Raw genomic sequence first — 14069 nt, forward strand, 5'->3', positions numbered from 1 at the left:
TCAGTGCCCCAGTAGTCTCAGCGCTCATGGAGCAGAGGCATCTCGGCCGCACCGGACTGCGCGTTTCCCGGATCGGCCTCGGCACCCTCACCTGGGGCCGCGACACCGGCGAGGAAGCCGCCGCCGAGCAGGTGAAGACGTTCTGGGAGGCGGGCGGCACCCTCGTCGACACGGCCGACGTGTACGCCGGCGGGGAGGCGGAGTACCTCCTGGGCCGGCTGCTGGCGGGGCTCGTCCCGCGCCGGGACCTGGTCATCGCGACCAAGGCGGGCAGCGTGCCCGATCCTGAGCGCCGGTTCGACGGTTCGCGCGGGCACCTGCTGGCCGCGCTCGACGCCTCGCTCGACCGGCTGGGCACCGATCACGTCGACCTCTGGCAGCTGCACGCGTTCGACCCGGTGACCCCGCTGGAGGAGACCCTGCAGGCGCTGGACCTGGCCGTGAGCAGCGGCCGCGCCCGGTACGCCGGGGTGGCGGGCTTCTGCGGCTGGCAGTTGGCGAAGGCGGCGACCTGGCAGCTCGCGGCCCCGGGGGCGCGGACCCGGCTGGCCTCGACCCAGATGGAGTACTCGCTGCTCCAGCGCGGGGTCGAGCGCGAGGTGCTGCCCGCCGCCCTGGACCTGGGTGTCGGCCTCCTGCCCTCGTCCCCGCTGGGGCGCGGGGTCCTGACGGGCAAGTACCGGGGCGGCACCCCGGCGGACTCCCGTGGCGCCTCGCAGTCGCTGGCCGCGCTGGTGGAGCCGTACCTGGACGAGGCCGCGGGCCGGATCGTGGACGCGGTGGTGACGGCGGCTCAGGGACTGGCGGTCACCCCGCTCCAGGTGGCCCTGGCGTGGATCCGGGACCGGCCCGGAGTGGTCGCGCCGATCGTCGGCGCGCGGACGTCGGCGCAGCTCGAGGCGGCGCTGTCAGTCGAGGCCCTTAGTCTTCCCGAGGAGATCTGCCGGGCGCTGGACGATGTGTCGGCTCCCGTGCACCGCTATCCCGATCAGGACTGGAGCACGCTGTGAGTACCGACCGCTCGGCCGAACCCGCTGCCGCGGAGGAAACGGAGGCGACGGCCGTCCCGCCCACGTCCGCTGCCGCGGAGGACTCAGCCGGGCAGGTACCCGCCGACGGGGACACCCCGGCCCCGCAGCCCGCGACGCACGGCGAAACCGGGGGCGGGGCCGGCGAGGCCGCGCACGCTGAAGCCGGGAATGCCGAAGCCGCGCCCGGCGAGGCAGGGGACGGCGAAGCCGGGGACGGGGCCGCCGCAGGCGAGGCCGGGGCGGAGGACGCCGGGGCTGCCAAGCCCGCCGCAGACGAAGCCGGGGCAGACGACGCCGGGGCTGCCAAGCCCGCCGCAGACGAAGCCGGGGCAGACGACGCCGGCACCACCAAGCCCGCCGCAGACGAAGCCGGGGCGGAGGACGCCGGGGCTGCCGAGCCCGCCGCAGGCGACGCGGCTCCCGGGCTGAGCGAGGCCCAGGCCGAGCTGGCCGCGCAGAAGATCGAGCGGGAGCGGATCGCCCGGCGCAAGGCCGAGCGGGAGGCGCCCGTCGAGGCCGGGGCGAAGCTCAGCGGGAAGGCCGCCGACCTGCTGGCCGCCGTACGGGCCGTGGAGAGCGGGGCGAAGCCCCCGTCCGTGTACTTCGACGAAGCCCCGGCCGCCCCGCGCAAGGCGGCCCCCGCTCCCCCGCCACCGCCCCGGGCCAGGGCCGCGCAGGCTCCGGCCGCCGCCCCCGCCGCCGCGGACACCGAAGCCGTACGGGCCGTCCTGGCGCGCGGCGGCGCCCCGGAGGCGCTGGCCGCCCCGGCCGCGGCGGCGCTCGGCGAGGACGCCGCCGGGCGGCTCCTCGAAAACCCCTGGCTGCTCCTGTCGGTCCCCGCCGTCCGCCCGACGCAGGCGGACGGCTTCGCCCGCGCCCTGCTGGGCCCCGAGGCCGGGCCCGGCGACGAGCGCCGCACCGGCGCGCTGGTCGGCTGGCTGCTGGTGCAGGCCGGGCTCAAGGGGCACACCGCGCTGGAGGCCCCGGTCCTGAAGTCGGCGCTGGCCCAGTACGGCGTGCCGGACCCCGACGAGGCCCTCGAAGCGGCCATCGGCGACGGCTCGGTGCTGGTCTTCAACGAGCCGCTGGGCCCGCCCGCCGCCGAGGACGAGGAGCCGCCGGTACGAGTGCTGGTGGGCCTGGAGGGCGCGGCCATGGCCGAGGAGAGCCTGGCCGACGCCCTGGCCCGGATCGCCAGCACCTTCGACGCCCCGGCGGACTGGGAGAAGGCCGCCACCGGACCGGGCGCCGAGCTGATCCGTGCCGTCGCGGGCCACGGCCTGGTCACCCACACCGGCGGCGAGGCCGCCCGGGTCGAACCGCTCGCCCTGCTGGCCGCCGCCCGGGAGTTCGGCCTGCGGGTCTGCCTTGCCGCGCACGTGCCACCGGCCGGCGGGGTCACCGTCGCCGGGCTGCTCTCGGGGGCGGAGGGGCCGGGCCGGGACGCCGACGGGCAGTTCGCGCTGGACCTGCTGGTGGTCCTGGACGCGCCCCAGCTGGACGTGGACACCGCGGTTGCACTGGTGGAGTCCGTCCCCGACGGGGCTCGTCTGGTGCTCTCCGGGGATCCCGGAGTGCTCGGGTCCGCCGGGGCCGGGCGGGTGTTCGCCGATCTGCTGGCCGCCCGTACCTGCCCCCAGGTGGTCTCCCGCGTCCCGGACCCCGGTCCGCTCGGCGAGCTGGTCTCGGGGGTCGGCATCGGTGAGCTGAACCAGGTCGACGCCCCCGGCAAGGAGGTCGTCATCGTCCCCGTGCGCGACGCCGGGGAGGCCGTGCACCGGACCGTGCAGCTGGTCGCCGAGTCGGTGCCGCGGGCCTTCGGGATCCCGGCGGACAGCGTGCAGGTGATCACCCCAGGCCACGGCGGCCCGGCGGGCACCCGGGCGCTGAACGCCGCCCTCAAGGAGCGGCTGAACCCCGGCCCCGGCCGGTTCGGCGGCTTCGATCCCGGGGACCGGGTGGTGTACGTGCCCTCCCCCGGGCGCGCCCTGCCGGCCCGAGTGGTGTCGGCCGACGCGGAGGGGCTGCGCCTGGAGCGCGCGGGCGCGCCGGTCGTCGTACCGAAGGAGCTGGTGGAGTCGCAGGTCCGGCACGGCTGGGCGGTGACCGCGCACCAGGCGGTCGGCGCCCGCTGGCCGGCGGTGGTCGTCGTACTGCCGGGGGACGCGGCGCAGGCCCTGTCCCGGGACTGGGTGTACACGGCGTTCGGGCGGGCCGAGCGGCACCTGTCCGTGGTGCACGGGGTGGACCAGGCGCTGCCGCGTGCGGTGGCCGAGGTGCCGCCGAAGCCCCGGACGACCCGGCTGACGGGCCTGCTGACCGCCCTGGCCACGGCGGGCGAGCAGCCGGAGTGACGTGACGCGAAGCGGCCCCTCGCAGTCGACTGCGAGGGGCCGCTTCCTTTGTGTTCGGGTCCCGCTCGGGGCCGCCGCTCAGGCCGGGGTCAGCCCCGGCCGCGCGGGCTGGTCCTCGTCGGTGTGCCCGACCTCGTCCGCGTCCTCGTCCGCGTCCTCACCGAACTCGTCGGTCTCCTCGTCGAAGACGGAGCTGACGTCGAACCGGTGCATGACGTCCTCCGGATCGGTGTGCCCGAAGGGCGAGTTGAGCCACTCCCCCGGCTCCGCCATCTCCTCCGAGGCCGCGATCCACAGGGTGGAGTCGCCCTCCTCCAGCCCGAACTCCTTGTAGCGGGAGGCGATCTCGTCGGGCTCGTACTCCCCGAACAGGACACCCAGCGCGCCGGCGGTTCCGCCGTCGTGGACGAGTTCCGCGTCCCGGTCGTGCGCGGCGACCCGCTCGGCCTGGGCGATCAGCCTCGGCGGCTCGACCACGGCGTAGTCGCGGCGGATGAACACGCTGAACGCGGCGGGCTCGGCGGGACCGGTGTAGGGGACCCCGTCCTCGGGGTCGGGAATCTCGAAGGGGGTGACCTCGTCGTAGCGGTCGTAGAGGAGTTCGTCATACTCCTCGGCCGCGGCGGCGAGTTCGTTGAACGCGGCGTAGACGTCGGGGTCCTCGTCCCCGGTCCTGCGCTCGACCGCGGCGAGGTGCCGGTCGAGCGCTTCCTTGACCGCCTCGGCGGCGGCGCGTACCTCGGCAGCAGTGGGCAGAGCGGCATCAGACATAGGGGAGACGCTATCCGTAGCGGGGCTCTGCCCGCACAATAGATGCGATGCCGGAATACGAATTTGTCGACGTGTACGTGCCCCGCGGCGTCCCCCGCAAGGAGGCGACCCGCCTGCTGACCGATCATGCCGAGTACGGGAACTGGGAACTCGACCGCCTGACCCTGCACCGGGACGGCAGCCGCCGTGTGCGACTGCGCCGCCGGATCATCCGCCAGGTCCGCGCGACCTGGTGACGCGGGCCCCGGGGGCGGGGCCCGCGTCGCGCACGGCCGTCAGGCGGCCGAGCGGGCGCGCCGGTAGAGCACGGTGCCGGCCAGCAGCAGGCCGCCGGCGAGCGGCAGGCCGGCGGTCAGGACGTCACCGGAGCCGGTGGCGGCGAGGCGGGTCTCCGTGTCCGGGGTGACCGGCGTGACCGGACCCGTGGCCGGGCCGGTGCCGGTGCCCGGCGCGCCGGGCGTACCCGGGGTCTGACCGCCCGGGGTACCGGGAGTGCCCGGGTTTCCGTTGCCCGGGTTCCCGTTGCCCGGGTTCCCGTTACCGGGGTTCCCGTTACCGGGGTTCCCGTTCCCCGGGTTCCCATTGCCCGGGTTCCCATTGCCGGGGTTCCCGTTACCGGGGTTTCCGTTGCCCGGGTTCCCGTTGCCCGGCGTGCCGGGGTGGTCGTCGCACGGTTCGTCGTCGTCGTGCCCCGGGTGGCCGGGGCTGCCCGGGTTCCCCGGGAGGTGAGGCGTGTCGGGCAGGTCCGGGCGGCCGGGCCCGCCGTGGTGGCCCGAGCCGTTGAAGCAGTGGTTCCCGAAGGCCGGATTGAGGCCTCCCACCACGTTCACCGTGTTCCCGCAGGCGTTCACGGGCGCGTCCACGGGCACCTGCACGCTGTTTCCGGACAGCAGTCCGGGCGAATTCGCGGCGTGCCCCGAGGCGCCGGAGTCCGCTTGCGCGTACCCCCCGCCCATCGCGAGGACACCCCCCGCGGCAGCCATGGTGATCAGGGTCTTCCTGGTGGCCTGTGCCGGTCGTCGCATATGTACTCGTCCCCTGGTGTGTACGTCCAGGCTCCCCCGCCTGGTCCGCCGAAAGTGAGAATCCGGGCCGGAAAAGCCCGGTGGCCCCGGAACGCTGGAATGCGCTCCGGGGCCAAAGACTTCAGACGCGTCAGGCGTTGACGCAGGTGTTGCCGAAGGCCGGGTTCAGCAGGCCGATCACGTTGACCGTGTTGCCGCAGACGTTCACGGGGATGTGAACCGGGACCTGGACGACGTTGCCGGACAGGACACCCGGGGAGCCGATGGCCGCACCCTGGGCACCCGCGTCGGCGACAGCCAGACCCGCACCCGCGAGAACCAGGCCACCGGTGGCAGCCGCAGCGGCGACAACCTTCTTGATCATTGTTCCTCCTAGTAGGCAATTGCGGTCCCAGCCGCGGACCGCACCACCTGTAACGAGGAGGGATCACCAGGGCTACGAGCGTATGAGCGCATTCACCCTTCCCAGTGGTCTGCGCACACCTTTGCGATTCTCAGGCGTTGTCAATGAATCGGTCGAGAACGCGGACGCCGAACTTCAGCCCGTCGACCGGCACCCGCTCGTCCACGCCGTGGAACATTCCGGCGAAGTCCAGCTCGGGCGGCAGCTGCAGCGGCGCGAAGCCGAAGCAGCGGATGCCGAGGTCGTCGAAGGACTTGGCGTCCGTGCCGCCCGAGAGCATGTACGGGACGGCCCGCGCGATCGGGTCCTCGGCCTTCAGGGCCCCCTGCATCGCGTCGACCAGACGGCCGTCGAAGTCGGTCTCCAGGGCCTTGTCCCCGTGCACGTCCTCCCGCTTGACCCGGGGGCCGAGGACGCGGTCGAGGTCGGCGAAGAACTCGTCCTCGTAGCCCGGCAGGAAGCGGCCGTCGACATGGGCCGTGGCCTGGCCGGGGATGACGTTGACCTTGTAGCCGGCGCCGAGCATCGTCGGGGCGGCCGAGTTGCGCAGGGTCGCGCCGACCATCTTGGCGATGCCGCCGAGCTTGGCGAGCGTGGCATCCATGTTGTCCGGGTCCAGCGGGGTCCCCAGCGCGTCCGAGAGCTCGTCCAGGAAGCTCCGTACGGTCTTGGTCACGCGCACCGGCCACTGGTGGCGCCCGAGCCGCCCCACCGCCTCGCACAGCTCCGTGATGGCGTTGTCGTTGTTGGTCATGGAACCGTGGCCCGCGGTGCCCTCCACCGTGAGCCGCATCCAGTGCATGCCCTTCTGGGCGGTCTCCACGAGGTAGAGCCGCAGGTTCTCGTTCACCGTGAAGGAGAAGCCGCCGACCTCGCCGATCGCCTCGGTGACGCCCTCGAAGAGCCCCGGGTGCTTGTCGACCAGGTGCCGGGCCCCGTACACGCCGCCGGCCTCCTCGTCGGCGAGGAAGGCGAGCACGATGTCGCGCGGGGGCTTGCGGCCGCTGCGCATGCGGTCGCGTACGACGGCCAGCGTCATCGCGTCCATGTCCTTCATGTCGACGGCGCCGCGGCCCCACACGCAGCCGTCGGCGATCTCGCCCGCGAAGGGGTCGTACGTCCAGTCGGCCGCGTTGGCCGGGACCACGTCGGTGTGCCCGTGGATCAGCAGCGCGGGCCGCGAGGGGTCCTCGCCCTCGATGCGCGCCACGGTCGAGGCCCGCCCCTTGTGGGATTCGAAGATCTGCGGCTCCAGCCCGACCTCGGCGAGCTTCTCGGCCACCCACTCGGCCGCCTTGCGCTCGCCGGGACCCGAGTGGTCTCCGTAGTTGCTGGTGTCGATCCGAATGAGGTCCCGGCAGAGGTCGACGACCTCGTCCTCGCCCGAGACGGTCCTGCCCGCGCTCGACTCGCTCACGCTGCTTCCTCCCACTGACCACTGATCGGTACCGAACTGCCTCCATCCTCCCGCTCGGAACCGTTCTCCCCAAGGGCACTCCCAGGCCACACGGGGGTGTGATCGGGGACCCCGGAATGTTTGGTAATGTTTTCCACGTCGGAACGGCCCGCGAGGGTCGCGAGACAGACACCTTGTCCGGGTGGCGGAATGGCAGACGCGCTAGCTTGAGGTGCTAGTGCCCTTTATCGGGCGTGGGGGTTCAAGTCCCCCCTCGGACACAGAAGAAGGACCCCGCTTCGGCGGGGTCCTTTTCGTTGTCCCCGGTGCGCGGACGCCGAAAGCCGCTCACGGAGCCCCGGGCGAGGGGCCCCGTGAGCGGCCGGGACGGTCAGTCGCGGGCCGCGGCGATCTCCGCCACCCGGCGGCGCACGAGGAACCAGCCGCCGACCAGGGCCGCGCCGATGGCGGGGACGAACATGACCGTGGTGCGGCCCACGCCTCCGTCGCACCACATCAGCACGAGGACCGTGAGGAGGAAGACCAGGGTCACGAGCTGGGTGTAAGGGGCCCAGGGCAGCCGGTAGGCGGGGCGTTCGACGCGGCCCTGCTGCGCGCGGCGCCAGAAGTGGAGCGAGCAGATCATGACCATCGCCCAGGTGCCGAGGATGCCCAGCGAGGCGAAGTTCAGGACGATCTCGAAGGCCTCCTCCTCCATGAAGTAGTTCAGGGCGACGCCCGCGACGCCGAAGGCGGCGGTGAACAGGACGCCGCCGTAGGGGACCTTGCCCTTGTTCATGACGCCGGTGAACCTCGGGGCGGAGCCGGACAGGGCCATGGAGCGCAGGATGCGGCCGGTGGAGTAGAGGCCGGAGTTCAGGCTGGAGAGGGCCGCCGTCAGCACGACCAGGTTCATGACGCCCGCGGCGCCGGGGACCCCGAGCTTGTCGAAGACGGTGACGAAGGGGCTCTGGTCGGAGGAGTACGCCGTGTACGGGAGCAGCAGCGCGAGCAGGACCACGGAGCCGACGTAGAAGAGGCCCACGCGCCACATGATCGAGTTGATCGCCTTCGGCATGATCTTCTCGGGGTTCTCGGTCTCGCCGGCGGCGACGCCGCAGAGCTCGACGGAGGCGTACGCGAAGACCACGCCCTGGATCACCAGGAGCATCGGCAGGACGCCGGACGGGAAGATGCCGCCGTTGTCGGTGACGGTGGACAGGCCCGGGGTGTGGCCGCCGATCTCGTGGCTGGTGGCCACGAGCCAGATGCCGACGATCAGGAAGATGACCAGGGCGGCGACCTTGACCAGGGAGAACCAGAACTCCATCTCGCCGAAGTACTTCACCGAGATCAGGTTCGCGGTGAGGACGACGGCGAGGGCGATGAAGGCGAGGACCCACTGGGGGACGTCGGTGAACAGCGACCAGAAGTGGGCGTAGGTCGCGGCGGCCGTGATGTCGGCCACAGTGGTGGTGGACCAGTTGAGGAAGTAGAGCCAGCCCGCCGTGTAGGCGCCCTTTTCTCCCATGAACTCGCGCGCGTACGAGACGAAGGCGCCCGAGGAGGGCCGGTAGAGCACGAGCTCGCCGAGGGCCCGGACGACGAAGAAGGCGAAGACGCCGCACACCGCGTAGGCGATCGCCAGGGAGGGGCCGGCCCCCGCGAGGCGGCCTCCGGCGCCGAGGAACAGGCCGGTGCCTATCGCCCCGCCGATCGCGATCATGTTGATGTGGCGGGACTTGAGGTCCTTGCTGTAGCCCTCGTCACCGGCGTCGACGTGGCGGGAAGACGCCGGGGCGGGGGCCTCGGTCAAGGTGCGGTCACTCATGGATGACTTCGCCTTCGTGGAGGTCGGACAAGGCAGGCCCGGACCGCGCGCAGGGGAGCTGGGTGGTGTCCCCTGTGCCGCGGTTCGGTCGTTTTGATCGCCCCAGGAGACCATGGGGGTCCGCCACCCGCCAAAATCGGCCCAGCGCGTCGAAGCCCCCGACGACCTTGGAAAGGGGCGTCGGGGGCTTCGTGGAAGCTGGAAAGCCAGGCTCCGGGCTTCAGTCGCGGGTGGTGGCCTCCGCCGCCTGGTCGAGGCGGAAGGCTTCGTTGCCGAGGCCGATGCGGGCGTGCACCTCGGGGCGGCTGCGGCGCAGGAAAGATCCGTAGAGCAGGCCGGTCACGACGGCGGCGCCGATGATGCCCGGCAGGACCCAGTTGAGGGCGGAGCCCTCCGCGGCGCCGACCAGGACGCCGAAGTCCTTGACGGTGTAGACGGCGATGGCGAGCAGCGCGAGCCCCGCGGCGCCGGCCGCGACGAGCCGCCAGACCTGGGCGCCCGCGGTGCCGCGACGGACGAAGAAGGCGATGACGGCGAAGGAGGCGGCGGCCATGAGCAGGGTCACACCCAGGGCGCCGACGCTGCCCATCCACGTGAACAGGTGGAGCACGGGTGCGGTCGGGTCGCCGGTGGGCATGTCGTCGGTGACGGCGAAGGCGATCACGACGAGGGTGGCGATGCCGGTCTGCAGGAGGGAGCCGGTGCCCGGGGCGCCGGTGCCGGTGTTGGTCCGGCCGAAGGCGGCCGGGAGCAGGCCCTCGCGGCCCATCGCGAAGGCGTAGCGGGCGACCACGTTGTGGAAGCTGAGCACGGCCGCGAACATGCCGGTCACGAAGAGGACGTGCAGGACGTCGGTGAAGGCGCCGCCGAGGCGGGCCTCGGTGAGCTGGAAGAGCAGGCCGGGGCCGGCTTCGGCGGAGCTCTTGACGACCTCGGAGGGACCGGTGGCCACCGTGAGGGCCCAGGCGCTCAGGGCGAAGAAGAGGGCGACGAAGCCGACGGCGAGGAACATCACCCGGGAGACGACGATGTGCGGCTTGCTGGTCTCCTCGGCGTACACCGGGGACTGCTCGAAGCCGACGAACGCGGCGATGCAGAAGCACAGGGCGGTGCCGAGGCCGGGGCCGCTGAGGGCCTCCGGGTTGAAGGCCTGCAGCGAGAGGCCTTCGGCGCCGGGCTTGCCGAGGGCGGCGAGGTCGAAGATGACGACGAGGGCGCACTCGATGAGGAGCAGGACGCCGAGCACCTTGGCGTTGAGGTCGATCTTGAGCCAGCCGAGGGCGCCGGTGGCGGCGACGGCGAGCAGGGCCGGGATCCACCAGGCGAGTTCGATGCCGAGGTAGGTGGCGAAGAGGCCGGATATCTCGAAGCCGAGGATGCCGTAGACGCCGACCTGCATGGCGCTGTACGCGACGAGGGCGACCAGGGAGGCCCCGGCGCCGGCGGTGGGGCCGAGGCCGCGGGCGATGTAGGCGTAGAAGGCGCCGGCGTTGTGGACGTGCCGGCTCATCTCGGCGTAGCCGATGCTGAAGAGCGCCAGGACGAGGCCGAGGATGACGAAGAGCAGCGGCTGGCCCACGATGCCCATGACGCCGAAGGTGGTGGGCATCACACCGGCGACCACCATCAGGGGCGCGCTGGCGGCGAGTACGGAGAGCAGCAGGCCGGCGGTGCCGAGGCGGTCGGCGCGCAGGGCCCGGTCCTGGCCCTTGTACGTGCGGATCTCGGCCGGGTCCTGGAGCGTGGTGGATCTGCCCGTCGGCATGGCGGGTCCGTCCTTTCGTGTGGGCTGGTACGGGGGGTCCCGGGGCGGCCCCGGGCTGTCGGACTGCGGTCAGGCAGCGGTCATGCGGTGCCGAGCGCGGCCCGCCGCGCGGCGAGGAAGGCCTTGTGCGGGTCGAGGTCCGGGTAGGACCAGGGGGCGGGGGTCGCGTGGCTGCCGATCCGGTGGAACAGGGCGGCGGCCTCGGCGGAGCGGCCCTCGCAGAGCTTGGCGTGGGCGAGGAAGTTGAGGTCGACGCGGTTGCGGGGGTGGTCCTCGCGCTCCCACTCCAGCCACCAGTCGAAGGCGGAGCGCAGCACCTGGCGGGCCCGGCGGCCGGACCAGTGCTGGGCGGCGTTGCCGAAGGTGTGGCCGTGGGTGGCGGCGAGCACCCGGTAGCGCTCGGCGTGCGCGATGACGGGGAGCACGGCGAGCGGGGAGTCGGCCGGGGACTCCTCGGCGGCCCAGGCCGCGAAGTCGTAGACCTCGTGGAGCGGGTCGTGGCCGGAGGCGGGGGCGCGTTCGGCCAGTCTGGCGACCATCAGGTGGTGGGCGTGGTGGTGCTCGCGGTGCCGGGCCCGTACCTGGTCGAAGTGGCGGCTGAACTCCTCCTCGGTGCCGAAGGCCCGGGACAGCAGGAGCAGGCCGAGCCAGGGGGTGGGGTCGGCGGGGAGCAGGGCGGCGGCCCGCCGGCAGGCCTCCTCGGCCGCGGCCGGGGTGCCCTTGCGGCGCAGGGCGGTGAAGACGGCGGCGCAGGCGAGGAGGGTGGCGGCGTCGGCGCTGTCGGGTTCGGCGAGCAGCCATTCGCGGGCCCAGGCGGTGGCCGCCGGGGTTTCGGCGAGGACGACGACGCGGTGGCCGCGGCGGTCCCAGTCGTCACCGGTGCCGACGAGCAGGGACCGGGCCCTGGACCAGCGGCCCTGGGTGAACTGGCTGCGCACGTCGACGAGTTCGGCGTCGCAGAGAGCCGGGTCGAAGAGCTGGGCGTCCCGCTTGCGGGCGCGGCCGAGGGGCGGCGGAGGCGGGGACATCCGCGGGTTTCCCTCCAGGGCGCGGGCGGACGAGGGGTGCTGACGAGCGGTGGCCGGAAAATGTGCATGATGCACGTGGGTGGTCCGGCCGGGTGGTGCGCGGATCGTGCCGGTGAGCGAACCGGTGATCACTGACAGCAAAGCGGTACGCACAGCTCCGAGTCAAGGTCCAGTCCACTGCGTGGCGGGTTTCAACTGCTGTGACCATGGTGTGAGTTGGGATGGTTGTGCCGGTTCGGGGCGGACTTCGCACCATCCCCTAGGCTCGGGGCATGACGACCCACGACGATCTCCCCCCGTACCTGCTGGGCTTCCCGGGACCGCTGCGTGACCGGCTGGTCGCGGCCGTGCTGAGCGGGGCGAAGACCTCGACGACGGGGTTGCTCGCGGGGTACGGGGCGGAGGGCGAACCGCTGCCCGTGGCGGGGCAGCGGACGGCGCTGCTGGATTCCGCCGAGTGTCCGGTGGCCGTCCTGGAGGTGACGGACGTACGCGTCCTGCCGCTCGGAAAGGTGGACCTGGAGCATGCGGTGGCCGAGGGCGAGGGGTACACCTCGGTGGCCGAATGGCGCTCCTCCCACGAGGAGTTCTGGCACGGGGCCGAGCTGCGCGAGCTGCTCGGCGATCCGGGGTTCACGGTGGACGACGACACTTTGGTGGTGATGGAGCGGTTCCGGATCGTCGAGCGGCTGGGCTGAGCCCGTCCGGGCCGGGCGGGCCGGGGTCAGCCCGCCCGGGCCGGCGGGGCCGGGGTCAGCCCTCCCGGGCCGGCGGGGCCGGGGTCAGCCGACCGCCTTCGCCGCCGCCCGGCCGGCCGCCCGCCCCGAGAAGATGCAGCCGCCCAGGAAGGTGCCCTCCAGGGCCCGGTAGCCGTGCACCCCGCCCCCGCCGAAGCCGGCCGCCTCGCCCGCCGCGTAGACCCCGGGCAGCGGCTCGCCGTCCGCCGCCAGGACGCGCGAGGAGAGGTCGGTCTCCAGGCCGCCCAGGGACTTGCGGGTCAGGATCGACAGCCGTACGGCGATCAGCGGCCCGGCTTTCGGGTCCAGGATCCGGTGCGGTGCGGCCGTGCGGATCAGCTTGTCGCCGAGGTACTTGCGGGCCCCGTGGATGGCCGTCACCTGGAGGTCCTTGCTGAACGGGTTGGCGATCTCCCGGTCCCGCGCGGTGATCACGCGGCGCAGTTCGGCCTCGTCGATCAGGTCCTCCCCGGTGACCGCGTTCATCCCCCGCACCAGGGCGGACAGGTCGCGCTCGACGACGAAGTCCGCGCCGTTGTCCATGAAGGCCTTCACCGGCCCCGGGACGGCCTGCCGGGCCCGGTTGACGACGTCGCGGACCGACTTGCCGGTGAGGTCCGGGTTCTGCTCGGAGCCGGAGAGGGCGAACTCCTTGCCGATGATGCGCTGGTTGAGGACGAACCAGGTGTGGTCGTGGCCGGTCTTCATGATGTGGTCGAGGGTGCCGAGGGTGTCGAAGCCGGGGAAGAGCGGTACGGGAAGCCGCCGACCCGTCGCGTCCAGCCAGAGCGAGGAGGGGCCCGGCAGGATGCGGATGCCGTGCCTGGCCCAGATCGGGTCCCAGTTGCCGATGCCCTCGGTGTAGTGCCACATCCGGTCCTTGTTGATGTGGCTGGCGCCCACCTCCTCGGCGATCCCGAGCATCAGGCCGTCCACGTGCGCGGGGACCCCGGACAGCATCCGCTCGGGCGGAGTGCCGAGCCGGGCGGGCCACTGGGCGCGTACGAGGTCGTGGTTGCCGCCGATGCCGCCGCTGGTCACGATCACGGCCTGGGCCCGCAGGGAGAAGGCCCCGGCGCTCTCGCGGCCGCTCGCGGTGCCCCGTACGGCGTCGGAGGGCTCCAGGACCTGGCCGGTCACGGTGTCGACGGCGCCCGCGGTGCGGGAGAGGCCGGTCACCCGGTGCCGGAACCTCAGCTGGACCAGTCCGCGGGCCGCCCCGGCCCGGACCCGGCGCTCGAAGGGCGCGACCAGGCCGGGGCCGGTGCCCCAGGTGATGTGGAAGCGGGGGACGGAGTTGCCGTGGCCCTCGGCGTCGTAGCCGCCGCGCTCGGCCCAGCCGACCACCGGGAAGAACCGGACGCCCTGCGCGTGCAGCCAGGGGCGCTTCTCACCGGCGGCGAAGTCCACGTAGGCCTCGGCCCAGCGGCGCGGCCAGCCGTCCTCCTCGCGGTCGAAGCCGGCGGTGCCCAGCCAGTCCTGGAGGGCGAGGTCGCGGCTGTCCTTGATCCGCATCCGGCGCTGCTCGGGCGAGTCCACGAGGAACAGCCCGCCGAAGGACCAGTGGGCCTGGCCGCCGATGGACTGCTCGGGCTCCTGGTCGAGCAGGATGACCTTGCGGCCCGCGTCGACGAGTTCGGCGGTGGCGGCGAGCCCGGCCAGCCCTGCCCCGATCACGATCACGTCTGCGTCGTACGTCATGTCGTATGCCCGTCCTCCGTCGGTGGT

The 14069-nt window shown here is 73.1% G+C and carries 12 protein-coding genes and 1 tRNA gene; 5 read left to right on the top strand and 8 right to left on the bottom strand.

Going from position 1 to position 14069, the window contains the following annotated elements; translation table 11 throughout:
• Positions 1–26: 26 nt before the first annotated feature.
• Both BGK67_RS09025 and BGK67_RS09030 read left to right on the top strand, forming a co-directional pair.
• Entirely contained in the window at positions 27–1010 is a 984-nt protein-coding gene (locus BGK67_RS09025) for an aldo/keto reductase (RefSeq protein WP_069919589.1), read from the top strand.
• On the top strand, positions 1007–3385 hold the full coding sequence (locus BGK67_RS09030) for an ATP-dependent DNA helicase (RefSeq protein ID WP_069919590.1): 2379 nt from the start codon (positions 1007–1009) through the stop codon (positions 3383–3385). Before BGK67_RS09025 ends, BGK67_RS09030 begins: the two co-directional genes overlap by 4 nt.
• 78 nt (positions 3386–3463) lie before the next feature.
• Here the strand turns inward: BGK67_RS09030 and BGK67_RS09035 are convergent, their stop codons facing one another.
• Positions 3464–4156, bottom strand: a complete 693-nt coding sequence (locus BGK67_RS09035) for a hypothetical protein (RefSeq protein WP_069919591.1) — start codon at positions 4154–4156, stop codon at positions 3464–3466.
• Positions 4157–4203: 47 nt separating this feature from the next.
• Here BGK67_RS09035 and BGK67_RS09040 point away from each other — a divergent pair, with 47 nt between their 5' ends.
• Positions 4204–4392 (top strand): DUF5703 family protein, encoded by a 189-nt coding sequence (locus tag BGK67_RS09040; protein ID WP_031146791.1) that lies wholly within the window; start codon positions 4204–4206, stop codon positions 4390–4392.
• Positions 4393–4431: 39 nt separating this feature from the next.
• Here the strand turns inward: BGK67_RS09040 and BGK67_RS09045 are convergent, their stop codons facing one another.
• From BGK67_RS09045 to BGK67_RS09055, 3 genes are all read right to left on the bottom strand, one after another.
• Positions 4432–5139: a chaplin gene (locus BGK67_RS09045; RefSeq protein ID WP_107488790.1), complete on the bottom strand. Its 708-nt coding sequence runs from the start codon at positions 5137–5139 to the stop codon at positions 4432–4434.
• A 172-nt stretch (positions 5140–5311) separates the two neighbouring features.
• Positions 5312–5545 carry a chaplin ChpH gene (gene chpH, locus BGK67_RS09050; protein ID WP_069919593.1) on the bottom strand — a complete coding sequence of 78 codons (234 nt, stop codon included), beginning with the start codon at positions 5543–5545 and terminating at the stop codon, positions 5312–5314.
• Between the two features lie 130 nt (positions 5546–5675).
• Positions 5676–7001, bottom strand: a complete 1326-nt coding sequence (locus tag BGK67_RS09055; RefSeq protein ID WP_069919594.1) for a M20/M25/M40 family metallo-hydrolase — start codon at positions 6999–7001, stop codon at positions 5676–5678.
• A 175-nt stretch (positions 7002–7176) separates the two neighbouring features.
• On the opposite strand from BGK67_RS09055, the gene BGK67_RS09060 reads away from it, so the two are divergent.
• A tRNA-Leu gene (locus tag BGK67_RS09060) sits at positions 7177–7261 on the top strand.
• A 110-nt stretch (positions 7262–7371) separates the two neighbouring features.
• On the opposite strand, the gene BGK67_RS09065 is transcribed toward BGK67_RS09060, so the two are convergent.
• From BGK67_RS09065 to BGK67_RS09075, 3 genes are all read right to left on the bottom strand, one after another.
• Positions 7372–8811: an amino acid permease gene (locus BGK67_RS09065; protein ID WP_069919595.1), complete on the bottom strand. Its 1440-nt coding sequence runs from the start codon at positions 8809–8811 to the stop codon at positions 7372–7374.
• Between the two features lie 220 nt (positions 8812–9031).
• Complete coding sequence (locus BGK67_RS09070; protein WP_069919596.1) at positions 9032–10576, bottom strand: APC family permease; 1545 nt, start codon at positions 10574–10576, stop codon at positions 9032–9034.
• Positions 10577–10656: 80 nt separating this feature from the next.
• On the bottom strand, positions 10657–11604 hold the full coding sequence (locus BGK67_RS09075; protein ID WP_069919597.1) for a hypothetical protein: 948 nt from the start codon (positions 11602–11604) through the stop codon (positions 10657–10659).
• A gap of 272 nt (positions 11605–11876) precedes the next feature.
• Between BGK67_RS09075 and BGK67_RS09080 the strand changes: the two genes are divergently transcribed.
• On the top strand, positions 11877–12302 hold the full coding sequence (locus BGK67_RS09080) for an ASCH domain-containing protein (RefSeq protein ID WP_069919598.1): 426 nt from the start codon (positions 11877–11879) through the stop codon (positions 12300–12302).
• An 84-nt stretch (positions 12303–12386) separates the two neighbouring features.
• On the opposite strand, the gene BGK67_RS09085 is transcribed toward BGK67_RS09080, so the two are convergent.
• Positions 12387–14042 carry an FAD-binding dehydrogenase gene (locus BGK67_RS09085; RefSeq protein WP_069919599.1) on the bottom strand — a complete coding sequence of 552 codons (1656 nt, stop codon included), beginning with the start codon at positions 14040–14042 and terminating at the stop codon, positions 12387–12389.
• Between the last annotated feature and the right edge of the window lie 27 nt (positions 14043–14069).

The sequence above is a fragment of the Streptomyces subrutilus genome, from assembly GCF_001746425.1.
In the GTDB taxonomy this organism is placed as follows: domain Bacteria; phylum Actinomycetota; class Actinomycetes; order Streptomycetales; family Streptomycetaceae; genus Streptomyces; species Streptomyces subrutilus_A.